The 12,010-nt window shown below is 70.8% G+C and carries 13 protein-coding genes and 2 pseudogenes; 7 read left to right on the forward strand and 8 right to left on the reverse strand.

What is annotated here, in order from left to right; genetic code table 11:
• Positions 1 to 2: 2 nt before the first annotated feature.
• The gene (locus OG990_RS05755) at positions 3 to 1,898 is read right to left on the reverse strand and encodes a hypothetical protein (RefSeq protein WP_406079268.1); all 1,896 of its coding nucleotides are present in this window, start codon (positions 1,896 to 1,898) and stop codon (positions 3 to 5) included.
• A gap of 76 nt (positions 1,899 to 1,974) precedes the next feature.
• Positions 1,975 to 2,170 (reverse strand): annotated as a pseudogene (locus OG990_RS05760) (cupin); the annotation flags it as partial.
• A gap of 164 nt (positions 2,171 to 2,334) precedes the next feature.
• Here OG990_RS05760 and OG990_RS05765 point away from each other — a divergent pair.
• Positions 2,335 to 2,538, forward strand: a complete 204-nt coding sequence (locus tag OG990_RS05765) for a hypothetical protein (RefSeq protein WP_328418288.1) — start codon at positions 2,335 to 2,337, stop codon at positions 2,536 to 2,538.
• 188 nt (positions 2,539 to 2,726) lie between these two features.
• On the opposite strand, the gene OG990_RS05770 is transcribed toward OG990_RS05765, so the two are convergent.
• Positions 2,727 to 3,518, reverse strand: a complete 792-nt coding sequence (locus OG990_RS05770; RefSeq protein WP_386983348.1) for an NAD-dependent deacetylase — start codon at positions 3,516 to 3,518, stop codon at positions 2,727 to 2,729.
• A 252-nt stretch (positions 3,519 to 3,770) separates the two neighbouring features.
• On the opposite strand from OG990_RS05770, the gene OG990_RS05775 reads away from it, so the two are divergent.
• The 5 genes from OG990_RS05775 to OG990_RS05795 all read left to right on the forward strand — a co-directional run bounded on the left by OG990_RS05775 (position 3,771) and on the right by OG990_RS05795 (position 7,706).
• Positions 3,771 to 4,496, forward strand: coding sequence for an ABC transporter ATP-binding protein (locus tag OG990_RS05775; protein ID WP_406079269.1), 726 nt, complete (start codon positions 3,771 to 3,773; stop codon positions 4,494 to 4,496).
• On the forward strand, positions 4,493 to 5,263 hold the full coding sequence (locus OG990_RS05780; protein ID WP_406079270.1) for an ABC transporter permease: 771 nt from the start codon (positions 4,493 to 4,495) through the stop codon (positions 5,261 to 5,263). Before OG990_RS05775 ends, OG990_RS05780 begins: the two co-directional genes overlap by 4 nt.
• Positions 5,260 to 6,606, forward strand: coding sequence for a sensor domain-containing protein (locus OG990_RS05785; protein WP_406079271.1), 1,347 nt, complete (start codon positions 5,260 to 5,262; stop codon positions 6,604 to 6,606). The genes OG990_RS05780 and OG990_RS05785 overlap by 4 nt, the downstream gene beginning before the upstream one ends.
• Before the next feature lie 14 nt (positions 6,607 to 6,620).
• Positions 6,621 to 7,268 carry a LuxR C-terminal-related transcriptional regulator gene (locus OG990_RS05790; protein ID WP_386983341.1) on the forward strand — a complete coding sequence of 216 codons (648 nt, stop codon included), beginning with the start codon at positions 6,621 to 6,623 and terminating at the stop codon, positions 7,266 to 7,268.
• 150 nt (positions 7,269 to 7,418) lie between these two features.
• Positions 7,419 to 7,706 carry a hypothetical protein gene (locus OG990_RS05795; protein ID WP_328418276.1) on the forward strand — a complete coding sequence of 96 codons (288 nt, stop codon included), beginning with the start codon at positions 7,419 to 7,421 and terminating at the stop codon, positions 7,704 to 7,706.
• A 177-nt stretch (positions 7,707 to 7,883) separates the two neighbouring features.
• On the opposite strand, the pseudogene OG990_RS05800 reads toward OG990_RS05795, so the two are convergent.
• The 3 genes and pseudogenes from OG990_RS05800 to OG990_RS05810 all read right to left on the reverse strand — a co-directional run bounded on the left by OG990_RS05800 (position 7,884) and on the right by OG990_RS05810 (position 9,886).
• Positions 7,884 to 9,129: pseudogene (locus OG990_RS05800) on the reverse strand (RNA polymerase sigma factor).
• The gene (locus tag OG990_RS05805; RefSeq protein WP_406079272.1) at positions 9,126 to 9,500 is read right to left on the reverse strand and encodes a YciI family protein; all 375 of its coding nucleotides are present in this window, start codon (positions 9,498 to 9,500) and stop codon (positions 9,126 to 9,128) included. The pseudogene OG990_RS05800 and the gene OG990_RS05805 overlap by 4 nt, the downstream one beginning before the upstream one ends.
• Before the next feature lie 5 nt (positions 9,501 to 9,505).
• Entirely contained in the window at positions 9,506 to 9,886 is a 381-nt protein-coding gene (locus tag OG990_RS05810; RefSeq protein WP_406079273.1) for a YciI family protein, read from the reverse strand.
• A 176-nt stretch (positions 9,887 to 10,062) separates the two neighbouring features.
• On the opposite strand from OG990_RS05810, the gene OG990_RS05815 reads away from it, so the two are divergent.
• Complete coding sequence (locus OG990_RS05815) at positions 10,063 to 10,227, forward strand: hypothetical protein (protein WP_406079274.1); 165 nt, start codon at positions 10,063 to 10,065, stop codon at positions 10,225 to 10,227.
• Positions 10,228 to 10,246: 19 nt separating this feature from the next.
• On the opposite strand, the gene OG990_RS05820 is transcribed toward OG990_RS05815, so the two are convergent.
• Positions 10,247 to 11,182 (reverse strand): zinc-binding dehydrogenase, encoded by a 936-nt coding sequence (locus OG990_RS05820; RefSeq protein ID WP_355611786.1) that lies wholly within the window; start codon positions 11,180 to 11,182, stop codon positions 10,247 to 10,249.
• Between the two features lie 160 nt (positions 11,183 to 11,342).
• A complete protein-coding gene (locus OG990_RS05825; protein ID WP_406079275.1) occupies positions 11,343 to 11,903 on the reverse strand; it encodes a TetR/AcrR family transcriptional regulator in 561 nt (186 codons plus the stop codon).
• Positions 11,904 to 12,010 lie beyond the last annotated feature (107 nt).

Consider the following 12,010-nt stretch of genomic DNA (forward strand, 5'->3'; position numbering starts at 1 on the left):
GGTCAGTCGCCGTGGTCGTGGCCGGTGGAGCGGATTGACTGGCGACCGCTCTCCTGATCCCGCTCGTTGTCGGCCACCGGCTTGCCCAGCCGGGTCACCCAGTCGACGAACTCCGCGTCCTGTCTCGGCAGCAGCTCGCCGTTCCCCGGGGTGCCCGCGCCGTCCCCGTCGGCCCGGGACTTGTTGCGCCGGAACAGGCCCAGCCGCCCGCTGGCCCGCCCGCTGGCCCGTCCCGCCTCGACGACGGATGCCGGGGCGGCCGGCGCGGGGACCTGGGCCACCGGACCGGTCCCGGCGGGGCCGGCCGGCGCGGCGTTGGTCGTGGGCGGGGGCCCGGCGCGCCGGGCGGTCGCGAGGGCGTCCCAGTTCGCGGCCTGGTTCAGGTTGGGCAACGGCGGCCGGATCCGAGGTGGAAGCGCCGGTTCGAGCCTCTCTCGCGTGCCGGCCGAGTGGGTCGCCTCGGCGCCCGGAGCGGGCTCGGTCGAGGGCGGCACCCGCCGCGCCGGAACGACCGGCCGGGTCGCCTGAACCCGCGTCCGGTCGGTCTTCGGCGGCTGGTATATCCGGCGGGTCCCCGGGGCGACGAGTGCCCCGTCGGAAGGCATCCCATCGGGTTCGGTGTTGTCGGCCTCGGCCTCCGCCGTCCCGGAGCCGTCCCCGCCGGGTCCCGCGGGAAGGTAGGCCGCCGTCGCGGGGACCGGTTCCGATGTCTCCGGGGTGTCGTCGTGGTCGGCCGGTGTGGCGAGGTCGGCGGGTGCGGCCGATGCGGCGGTAGCGGCCGGTGCGGCGGTCAGCGTCGCGGAGTCGGCCGGTACGGCGCTGGCGTCCCGGTCGCCAGCCGACGTACCGAAGCCCAGCGGTTCGGCTGCGGTCGGGAGCTTCGCTGCGGTCGTGTCGGCGACCGGCCCCGTGCCGGCCAGGTCGACGGGCTCCGGCTCGTCGGTCGAAACATCAGCGGCCGGCGTCATGGCCTGCGGCACGGCGGGGTCGGCGGACAGCGGACGGTGGCTGTCGGTCGGCTCGACGACCCGCGCTTCGGCGGTGCGTGGGTGGAACGGCCAGCGGAACGACGCGGCGGCGGCCGAACCGAGCACACCGGCGGCGACGGCGAGCAGCGCGACGTAGTACGGCGTGATCTGGTACCGGTCGACGGCGTCGCCGGGACCGGCGGTCAGGTAGGCGAACGCGACCAGCGCTGCGCCGGCCGTGCCGGTCGCGCCGTTGACCAGCGGCGGATGCCCGCGCCTGCGGGCCAGCACGCCGGTCGCCGCGCCGATGAGCAGGGCGACCGCCGGCAGAATCAGGATCGCCTGCCGGTGTGCCGTGTCGGCGTCGAGCCCGGCCGGCTCCAGCACACCGAGTCGTACGGCGGGCAACGGCCCGCCGGTTGCGAGCGACGGGACGACCGAGACGAGCGCCAGCAGCCAGACCACGCTGCCCACCGCCGCCATGTTCCAGCCCAGCGGCGGCTTCACCAGTACGGCGATCGCGGCACCCGCGCCGACCAGCGCGCCGATGGTCGCACAGATGGCGACGGCCCAGATCGGGTCCACAGAGAAGCGCTCGGCGGCCTGGGCCGGCCGGACGCAGAGCGGCGCCACAACGGTGGCGCCCAGCGCGGCGGCGGCGGCGACGGCCGCCAATCTGCCCGTGCTCCCCAGCATCCCGTACCGGCGGGCCAGGCGTGCGGTGACGACGGTGCCGGCTACGGCGGCGTGTGCCGCGAACCAGCCCACCCAGACGAGCTGGGAAGGCCATTGGTTGACGGTGGCACCGGCGGAGGCGCCGGTGAGCTGGACGATGCCGAAGCTGAACGCGATGCCGAGCTGACCGGCACCGGCGAGCACGCCCATCCCGACCGCTGTGAGCAACAGGTTACGCCAAGTGCGAGAGACCATGTCCGGCACGTTACGCACCTAATGCGCCGACTTTCACCGAAATGACGGATTCCACGTCGGACCGCCGTGCCAGCGGCTACTTCAATTCGACCAGGCGCGCGAGGTACGTGGTGCCGCCCACATTGGTGAGCATGTGGACGTTGCCCCGGGTCACGGGAGACGAGGCCGCCGGTCGGCTCGTCAGCGTCGGTGCGGGTGCCGTCCAGGGTCTGCACCACGTTTTTCGCGTCCTGAATCGCCACCACCAGGTCCGGGTGGTCGTGCCGGTGCAGCAGCTCCGGCCGGGTCTCGGACAGGTACCTGCGGTGATCGTCGAGGGCAGGTACGGACAGGTGCGGCACCGGGTGCAGGAACGCGATGTCGCCGTCCCCGCCGGCTGCGCTGGCACGTCGCCAGCGCCGCCGCGGTCTTCATCGCCTGCGAGTTCCTGTTCTCCGTGGTGTTCTTCTGGCCGCGCAACGAGATCATGTTCGTCGACCCGGTCGGCACACACTCCCCGGAGTACCTGCGCCAGGTCGCCGAGGAGTTCGTCGCCGGCCACTGGGTACGCCTCGCTGGCGGAGCGGTGACGTCCGCGCTGGCGTTCACCGCGCTGCTGCGCTTCGCCCGGGAAACCGCACCCGTGCGGGCCGAGCGATGAGCCGCGGACGTCGTACCCTCGGCTTTTCGTGGCCGGCCCCGGTCGCGCTCGCCGCGTTGGCCGCACCGCGGGTTGCCGGCCTGCATGGCAGGGGAGCGTACGAGGGGGACGGCGGCCGGGAGCTGACACCGCGGTGGGTGCCGGTTGCTTGTGACTGCGGTGGTGGCACGCGACCCCGCCCGCCGCCGTTATGTCTTGTCGGTTTCCTTCCATGCGGCCGCGACGAGGGTCGGGAGGACCCGTGCTGCGGCATCGCGCAGGTTGATGGCGGAGATCCGGTCGAGTGGGGTTGGCTCCGGGTTGACCTGGATCACGGTCGCGCCGGAGCGTGCCGCGATCCGGGGGATCTCGGCGGCCGGGTACACGACGCCGGAGGTGCCGACCGTCAGGAGCACGTCGCACGCGGCGGCTGCTTCGACCGCCGCAGTCAACGCCGCCTCGGGCAGCGCCTCACCGAACCACACCACGCCCGGGCGGACGAGTGCTCCGCAGGACGCGCACCGCGGCGGCGGAATCCGGCGGCCTTCGTGCGGTTGCGCGACGTCGCTGTCCTGTGGGTCCTCAAAGGTTGCCGGGTGAGCGGCCGTCGCCACGCATCGGGGCATGAAGAGGCTGCCGTGCAGGTGGATCGCAGCCTGGGTTCCGGCCCTCTCGTGCAGGTCGTCGACGTTTTGCGTGATGATGGTGGTGCCGGGTACCCGGGCCCCGATGGTGGTGATGGCCAGGTGCCCAGGATTGGGCTCGGCTCGGCGTACCCTGCTGCGCCGCCATTCGTACCAGCCCCAGACCAGGTCTGGATCGGCGTGGAACGCCTCGGCAGTGGCGAGCTGCTGGGCGTCGAAACGCGCCCACAAGCCGGTGAGATCGTCACGGAAGGTGGGCACACCGCTCTCGGCGGAGATCCCGGCGCCGGTGAGGACGACGACACGGCGGGCGTCGCGGAGGAGTTGGGCCGCTCGATGCGGCAGCACACCGTCCATACGGGAGATCCTGCCACCACGTGGCGGCGCGCAACTGCTTCAGGGCAGACGACCGCGCCATGGCGAAGCCTCCCGGCTCGTCGACGTGGTGTCCCGTGAACCTCATCGGTCTACGTCGCGAACAACTCGAAAGTAAACCGATCACGGTCTGGGACACCAACTGGGTCGGGACCGGGATGGGGGAAAACCTCCAGGCGGAGGCGGATGGTTTCCGGCTTCCGACCGCCGACGGCGTTGCCTAGCGTCGTTCGTATGATCGAACTACGTGAGCTGACGAAACGCTACGGCGGCCGGGTCGCCGTCGACGGCTTGAGTGTCCGGGTGCAGCCGGGCGTGGTGACCGGCTTCCTCGGCCCGAACGGATCCGGCAAGTCGACGACCATGCGGATGATCCTCGGCCTGGATGCCCCGGACCATGGCGAGGCACTGATCGGCGGCGTCCGGTACCCGGACCTGAACTGGCCGTTGAAGACGGTCGGCGCGCTCCTCGATGCCGGGGCGTTCCATCCCGGCCGCAGCGCCCGTGCGCACCTGACCGCGCTGGCGGCGAGCAACGACATCCCCGGTTCCCGGGTCAAGCAGGTGCTGCGCATCGTCGGCCTGTCCGACGCGGCAACGCGGCGCGCCGGTACGTACTCGCTCGGCATGCGCCAGCGGCTCGGCGTCGCTGTGGCCCTGCTCGGCGACCCGAGCGTCCTCCTGCTCGACGAGCCGGTCAACGGACTGGATCCGGAGGGCATCCGCTGGATCCGGGACCTGCTGCGCGGTCTCGCCGCCGAAGGCCGGACGGTGTTCGTGTCCAGCCACTTGATCGCCGAGATGGCGCTGACCGCCGACCGGCTGGTGGTCATCGGCCGCGGCCGGCTGCTGGCCGAGACGACCGTCGCCGAACTCGCCGCCGGCGACGACAGCCTGGAGGACGTGTTCTTCCGGCTCACCTCAGAGGCCACCGACTATCGCGGAGTGGGAGCGTCATGAACGGGTACGGATTCCGGCACGTGGCCCGGATGGAGCGGATCAAGCTGAGCAGCGTCCGGTCGACGTGGTGGCTGGCGACCGCTGCGGTGGTCTCGATGGCCGCGGCCGGGGCCGGGGTGGGACTCGGGTACCGATCGCACACCCCGATCGCCACCGCCGCCCAGATCCTGAACAACAGCCTCGGCGGCGCCATTGTGGCCCAGTTGCTTCTCGGAGCGCTCGGCGTCCTGGTGGTGACCGGCGATTACGGCACCGGGATGATCCGCTCGACGTTCGCCGCCGTCCCGCGGCGTCGGATCGTCCTGTCCGCGAAGGTCGCCGTGTGCGGCGGCGCGGCTCTCACCGTCGGCCTGGTCGCGAGCTTCGCCGGATATCTGGGCGGGCAGCTCGCGATCCGCGGCACCGCCATCCCGGCGGCATCCCTCGGAGACCCGGCGATCCTGCGCGCGGTCGTGCTGACCGGCGTCTATCTGGGCGTCACCGCGCTGATCGGGGTCGGCATCGGGACGATCGTGCGGCACTCGGGCGCCGCGATCGGCACGCTGTTCGGACTGATGTTCGTCCCGATGATCGTGGCCGGCCTGTTCGGCGAGAGCGGAATCCAGGTCGGCCGCTTCGTCCCGCTGTTGATGCTGCTCAACTCGATCGCGGTGACCTCGCCGCTACCCGGGCTGTTCTCCAGCTGGATCAGCGCGCTGCTGATGTGCGGGTACGCGGCGGTAGCGATTCTGTGCGGCGGCATGCTGCTCCGCCATCGCGACGCGTGACCAGCGACAATGAGCTGATGATCGCGCTGCGCGCTCCGTTCACCACACTCGCCCTGCGCCGGGCGGTGTTCTGCGTCGTCGGCGTGGTCAGTGCGGCCGCGATCCTGAGCGTACCGGCGATCGTGCCGGCCCTGGGCGTCCTCATCCTCTGGGCGACCGGAGCCATGTCCAACCAGCCCGCACCTACCGTCGCACCGTTGTTCCTGGTCCTGTTTCCGCTCACCATCGCGCTCCTGGTCGTGCTGGCCGCCCCGACCGGGCGCGCGATGGGAGCCCTGCATCGCTCACTCGCCGACCGGCTGCTCGACGTGCACATGGACGCCCCACCGCCCCGGCTCTCGAAGCGGATCAGCGCCGTGGTCTCCGACGGACCGGGCTGGCGCGCCGCCGGGTACGGCCTGCTCAAGGTGCCACTGGCCATCCCCGAGGGCTACGGTGCGTTCTGCTACGTGTTCGGCCTGGTCAACCTCAGCTATCCGGTGTGGTGGCCGCTGTTTCGCAACCACCCGGCCGGCACGCGCCTCGGACCGGTGTGGGCGCTGACACCGTTCGGCACCATCGGTACGCGGACGTTCGCCGGAACGTTCCTCATCGCCGCGGCCGGCCTCGCCATGCTGCTGGTCGCACCGTGGTTGATGCGGGCCGGTACGACACTGGACCTTGCCGCGATGCGACGGCTGCTCGGCCCGCGTCGGCTCGCCGAGCGGGTACGCGAACTGCAGGTCACCCGGGCCCGCGCGATCGACGACGCGGCCGCGATGATGCGCAGGCTGGAACGGGACCTGCACGACGGCGCGCAGATCCGGCTGGCCACGCTGGCGATGAACCTCGGCATGGCGACCGAAAAGCTCGGTGTCGACGGCCCGCCACCCGACCTCCCACAGGCCCGCGAACTGGTCGCGCTCGCCCACCGCGGAGCGAAGGATGCCCTCGCCGACCTGCGCGACCTGGTGCGCGGGATCCACCCGCCGGTCCTCGACAACGGTCTCGGCGACGCGCTGGCGACGCTCGCGACAAGCAGTGCCATCCCGGTCGCGGTGAACGTCGAGCTGCCCGACCGCCCGGCGCCCGCGATCGAGACCATCGCTTACTTCTGCGCCTCCGAGCTGCTCGCGAACGCGGCCAAACACAGCCGGGCGACCCGTGTCAGGCTCGGCGTCGTCCGATCCGGCGAGCGCCTGATGTTGACCGTCAAGGACGACGGCATCGGCGGAGCGAACCCGGACGGCCCCGGCCTGTCCGGCCTGGCCCGCCGCATCGCCGTCGTGGACGGCCGGATGCGCGTACACAGCCCGACGGGTGGTCCGACCCGGGTCGAGATCGAGCTGCCCACACGGGTGTGAACGGAGGCGACGACATGCGGGTGGTGATCGCGGAGGATGCCGCGATGATGCGCGAAGGGCTGATCCGGCTGCTCACCGACCGCGGTTTCGAGGTGTGCGCGGCGGTGGCCGACGCGGATGCGTTGCGGTCAGCGATTGCCGCCAACGCACCGAACGTAGCCATCATCGACATCCGGATGCCACCGACGCACACCGACGAGGGACTGCGCGCCGCAATCGACATCCGACGCGACCATCCCGACGTCGGTGTGTTGGTGTTCTCCCAGTACGTGGAGACCCGCTACGCGACCCGCCTGCTCGCCGACCGGCCGGCCGGCGTCGGATACCTGCTCAAGGACCGCGTTGCCGACGTCGCCGATTTCGTGGACGCGCTGACCCGGGTGGCATCCGGTGGCACCGCGCTGGATCCAGAGGTGGTCGGTCACCTGATGCGGGCCGGGCAGGACACGGCCGGGGTGGCGTCGCTGACCCCCCGGGAGCGTGAGGTGCTTTCGCTGATGGCCGAGGGACGATCCAACGCCGGGATCGCGGCGGCTCTTGTCATCACCTCCGGAGTCGTGGAGAAGCACGTGGCGAACATCTTCGCGAAACTCGGTTTGCCGTCCTCGGATAGCGACAACCGCCGCGTCCTGGCCGTCCTCCGTCACGTCAGCGGCGGCTGATGTCACGTGCTACCGGGTCTAGCTCGGGCCTCGCCAACGCACGGCCAACCCAGGGGTGAGAGCAGATCAGGGTCGCTCCCCGTGGCCGTTCGCGTTACGGGGCCGATGTCGTGGCGCGAACGAGCGCAGTCCGGGATAGCCTTGGCGTATATGGCTACCTATCGCAGCGCCTCAGTGCTTCTCTCCTCGGACGGCACCAGGACCCCCGGCACCGCCGCCCTCTTCGCCGAGCCCGCCCGCAAGGGTAAGACCCCGCCGTGGGCAGGCGACTTCCGACCTGCCAACAGCGCCGGCAACGGCCCCAAGAACGCGGTCGGGAAGACCTTCACGTTGGAGCTGCCCGACGGCAGCACCGGCAAGGTCGTGGTCCAGAGCCTCAAGAGCGGGAAGGGAGGCGTCGTGCTGGCGTTGATGGGCGAGGACGCACCTCCCTTCTGACCAGGAAAGTGATCGCCGCCGCCACCGGCTGAAGACGGCCGGTATGCGACCCTGTCGATGTCAATGCGTTCGGATAGCTGCCGGGCGCATTGCCTCACCCATGGCTGGGCGTCGACGAAGGTCAGGTGTACTGATCTCCCACGAACGGTGCTGGAACGGGCTGGCTCCACGTGTCGGTCAGCCGGCCAGCTGGTCGCGGCGGCGGGTGAGGTAGGCCCGCTCCGCGGGGTTGCCGGCGAGACCGATGGCCCGGTCGTACGCCGCCCGCGACTCGCCGCCGCGCCCGAGTCGCCGCAGCAGGTCGGCGCGCGCGGCGTGGAAGGCGTGGTAGCCGTCAAGGACCTCGGCGAGGCGGTCGATCTCGGCGAGCCCGACCCCGGGGCCGTCGACCTCGGCGACCGCGACCGCCCGGTTGAGCCGCACGATCGGTGAGGGGTCGAGCAGCATCATGCGGCCGTAGAGGGCGACGATGGTGGACCAGTCGGTGTCTCGGGCGGACGGAGCATCCGTGTGGACCGCGTTGATCGCGGCCTGCAGCTGGTAGCGCCCGGCTGGGCCACCGCCGACCGCCACCGCCTCGAGCCGCTCGCGAACCAAGGCGTTGCCCTCGGCGATGAGGGTGCGGTCCTATGCGCCGCGGTCCTGCTCGTCGAGGGTCACCAGCTCGCCGGTGGGGGACACGCGCGCCGGCCGCCGGGCGTCAGTGAGGAGCATCAGGGCAAGTAGGCCGGCCACCTCGCCGTCGTCCGGGAGGAGAGCTCGGAGCAGGCGGCCGAGGCGGATTGCCTCGTCGGTGAGGTCGACGCGCACCGGGTCGTCCCCCTCGCTGGCGAGATAGCCCTCGTTGAAGACGAGGTAGACGACCGCGAGCACGCCGGCGAGCCGCTCGCGGATGTCGTCAGCCCAGGGCACCCGGTAGGGAATGTGTGCCGCCTTGATCTTCGCCTTGGCGCGGGTGATCCGTCGCGCCATCGTGGTCTCCTGCACCAGAAAGGCGCGGGCGATCTCGGGGACCGGTGAGGCCGCCGAGCAGGCGCAGGGTGAGCGCCACCCGGGCCTCCAACGCGAGCGCTGGGTGGCAGCAGGTGAAGACCAGTCTGAGCCGGTCGTCCTCGACCGGGCCGGTCGGCTCAGGAGGGGTGTCGTCGTACACGATCCGGGCCGCCTGGTGCTTGGCGTCGCGCTGCGACTCGCGACGGAGCCGATCGATCGCCTTGCGGGTCGCGGTGGTGGCGAGCCAACCGCCGGGATTGGGCGGTACGCCCTCGCGCGGCCACCGCTCTGCAGCCGCTAGGAACGCCTCGGCCGTCGCTTCCTCGGCGACATCAAGATCGCCGAAACGGCGCGCGAGGCCGGCGACCACCCGCGCCCACTCCTCGTGGTGGGCACGGGTGATCGCCTGCTCGACGGTGGGACCAGTCACGGCTCCAGCAGCACTCGGACGGATTCCTCAGTTCGGAAGGGACGCACCTCGACCGTGCCGCGGCACGCTTTCGACCCCTCGGCGGCAAGCGCCAGGGCCACGTCGAGGTCGGCCGCCTCGATGACCCAGAAGCCGCCGAGGTACTCCTTCGTTTCCGGGTAGGGCCCGTCGGCGAAGGCCGGCTTCTCGCCCTGCCCATCGACGGTGGTGGCGGTCGTCGCGGGCTCCAGGCCGTCGGCGAAGACGAAGTGACCGTCCCTCTGGAGCCTCTCGGTGAAGGCGTCGGCGTCGGCCAACGCCTGCAGCATGGCCTCCTGGGAGGGGTACGTGCGCTCGGCCGGTCCGTAGACGGACAGCAGGTACCGGGGCACCGCGCTCACTTCTCCCCAGAGCCGTTACGCCGGGCCTGCCCGGGACCTCGGAACCGGTGCACCTCCTGCGGCCAGTCGAGCACGGTCGCGAGCCTGCCGGCCCAGTATCGCGCCGCCGCGTCGTCGGGCACGTCCACGACGGCGAAGCCGCCGAGGTGCTCCTTGGTCTCGACGTACGGGCCGTCAGTGAAGACGGGCTTGCCGTCAACCGGCTCGACACTGCACACCGCGGTGGAGCGGTCGAGCCCGCCGTTGGTGAAGATCAGGACACCGTCGGCTTGCATCTCCTCGATCACGGCCCGGGCGGCCGTGCCCTTCTCGCGCAGCTCCTCCGCAGTGTGCTCGGGCACCCACTCATCGTTGAAGGTGATCAGGTACTCCGTCATGGTCGTCTCCTCTCAGTCCCGGGACGAGGGCCGTTCCTGACTCCTTGTGTCCGGCGGCCGGGCTGGCCGCCGCACACTGGTTCCACGAACGGCTGCGCCTTGATACGACACCATCCCGGAAACTCCTCTTCAAGGCAGCCCCGGCGTAGTGACTGAGGAAAGGATCGATCTCCGAGGTGTACGGCTGGGCGACCCCGTCGAGCGGAGGCACCACCGTCGGGGAGGCGCTCAATATCCTCGAACGGTTCGACCTGCGGTCGATGACCGCGACCCAGGCCATGCACTACTCCCTGGAGGCTGGCGTTCACCGTGGCCAGGCGGTGCAGCCCTGGCCACGGTGAAGAAGGTGCATCACGAAGCTCAATCGCCGAAACGGGCGACGAGCCGGCCGGTGACCTCGTTGTTGCGGAGCCGTTCGAGGCCGGCGCCGATCTCCTCGAACGCGATCTCCGTGTAGGTGGGCTCGATCTCGCTCCTGAGCAGCAGGTCGAAGACCTCCTCGATGTCCTGCACCGTGCCCCCGAGCGACCCGACGATGCTTTTGCCGAGGATCGTGGGGGTCGCGATCGTGAAGGTTGGCCGGCCCAGACCGACCTGTACCACCTTGCCGCCACGCTTCACAGCGGCGAGCGCCTTCTGTGTCGTGTCGAACCCGGCGTAGTCGACGACGAGATCGAAGTCCTGAGCGGGCCACTCGGCCGCGTCACGGACGACCGTCGCGGCGCCCGCGGCCGTGGCGAGGCCCCAGACCTCCTCTTTCATCTCCGCGACGTGCACTTCGGCACCCGCCAGGACAGCGGCCCGGGTACCGATCTGGCCGAGGCCGCCGTAGCCGATGACGCCGACCTTCATGCCGGCCGTCGCCCCGCCGGCCTTGATGATCGCGTGGTAGGACGTCATGCCGGCATCGGTCGCCAGGGCGGCCAGGGAGAGGTCCAGCCCGGCGGGGACGCGGGCGAGGTCCGGCGCGTCGGCGACCAGCTTGCCGGCGAAGCCACCGTGCGTGAACATGCCCAGCGGCGGCCGGACCCCGGAGGAGCAGACACCGACGACATCGCCGATCTTCCAGCCCTCGACTCCCTCACCGAGGGCACTGATCACACCCGCGTTCTCGTGCCCCTGGGTCATGGGCAGGAACGGCATCGTGGCCTCGCCGATCTCCATGTACATGAGGTCGCTGTGGCAGAGCCCGGCGGCCTTCACGTCAATGACCACCTCGCCGGGACTCGGCTGCGGATCCGGCACCTCGTTCAGAGCGATCGGTTTGCCCGTCCCCTCGAACTGCCAAGCCTTCATGCGCTGACTCCTTCCGGTGATGGGCCCGATGGCGACCCTCAGGCGACGGCACCGAGACACGGCTGATCTGCGATCCGGCGCGCCGCACGGCGACTCAAGTATCCGTACACAACTGTACGCTTAGCTATGCGGCCGCAACAAAATCGCGTTGTGGACCACGTCAGGCCACGAAGAGCGCCCGATGGAGCATCTCGCGAATGCGTTCGTCCCAGCGCTCGCGGCCTGCGCGCTCGTTCTGAGCCATCGCGCCCTCCGCCATCTGCAACGCCAGAAAGATCTCGGCCATCCCGACGCCCGCGTGCACCACCCCGCCGGCGCGACCCCGCACGAGCACCGCCTCGAACGCGTGCACCGTCCGTTCCGCCAGGCCTTCGAACCAGGAGATGTCCGCTCCGGCGAGCACACGCACCAGACTGCGGTTGGCCCGCTGCAGGTCGAGCACGAAGTCGAAGAGCTCGACAACGCCGGTCGGCCGATCGGCGAGCTCCTTCGCCCGTACCTCCATCAGCTCGACCGCGCTTTCGTACACTGCGGCCACCAGCTGTTCTCGTGTCTCAAAGTTGCGATACAGCGTTGTACGGCTCACCCCCGCGGCAGCAGCGACCTCCTCGAGCGCCACGTCAGGCCCGCGCTCGGCGAACAGATGACGGGCGGCCTCCAGCAAACGCTCTCGATTGACCGCCGCATCACGTCGCAGGCCACTTCGCGGGTTCGCTGACATGCCGGCAGAGTACCCAGTGCCCAAGGCCGGGCCCGAAGGGGAAATCCGTCGCGGGCCCCAGGGCGCTTGGCCGGCCGCGTCAGGACGGTGCCTGTCTTCGTAACCGT

It is taken from the genome of Micromonospora sp. NBC_00858 (genome assembly GCF_045207365.1).
Taxonomy (GTDB): domain Bacteria; phylum Actinomycetota; class Actinomycetes; order Mycobacteriales; family Micromonosporaceae; genus Micromonospora.

Excerpts from the sequence above, each read along its gene's own strand:
- OG990_RS05755 (WP_406079268.1), bottom strand. The coding sequence starts at position 1,898 with ATGGTCTCTCGCACTTGGCGTAACCTGTTGCTCACAGCGGTCGGGATG.
- OG990_RS05780 (WP_406079270.1), top strand. The coding sequence starts at position 4,493 with ATGAACGGGTACGGATTCCGGCACGTGGCCCGGATGGAGCGGATCAAG.
- OG990_RS05790 (WP_386983341.1), top strand. The coding sequence starts at position 6,621 with ATGCGGGTGGTGATCGCGGAGGATGCCGCGATGATGCGCGAAGGGCTG.
- OG990_RS05820 (WP_355611786.1), bottom strand. The coding sequence starts at position 11,182 with ATGAAGGCTTGGCAGTTCGAGGGGACGGGCAAACCGATCGCTCTGAAC.
- OG990_RS05775 (WP_406079269.1), top strand. The coding sequence starts at position 3,771 with ATGATCGAACTACGTGAGCTGACGAAACGCTACGGCGGCCGGGTCGCC.
- OG990_RS05770 (WP_386983348.1), bottom strand. The coding sequence starts at position 3,518 with ATGGACGGTGTGCTGCCGCATCGAGCGGCCCAACTCCTCCGCGACGCC.
- OG990_RS05810 (WP_406079273.1), bottom strand. The coding sequence starts at position 9,886 with ATGACGGAGTACCTGATCACCTTCAACGATGAGTGGGTGCCCGAGCAC.
- OG990_RS05795 (WP_328418276.1), top strand. The coding sequence starts at position 7,419 with ATGGCTACCTATCGCAGCGCCTCAGTGCTTCTCTCCTCGGACGGCACC.
- OG990_RS05825 (WP_406079275.1), bottom strand. The coding sequence starts at position 11,903 with ATGTCAGCGAACCCGCGAAGTGGCCTGCGACGTGATGCGGCGGTCAAT.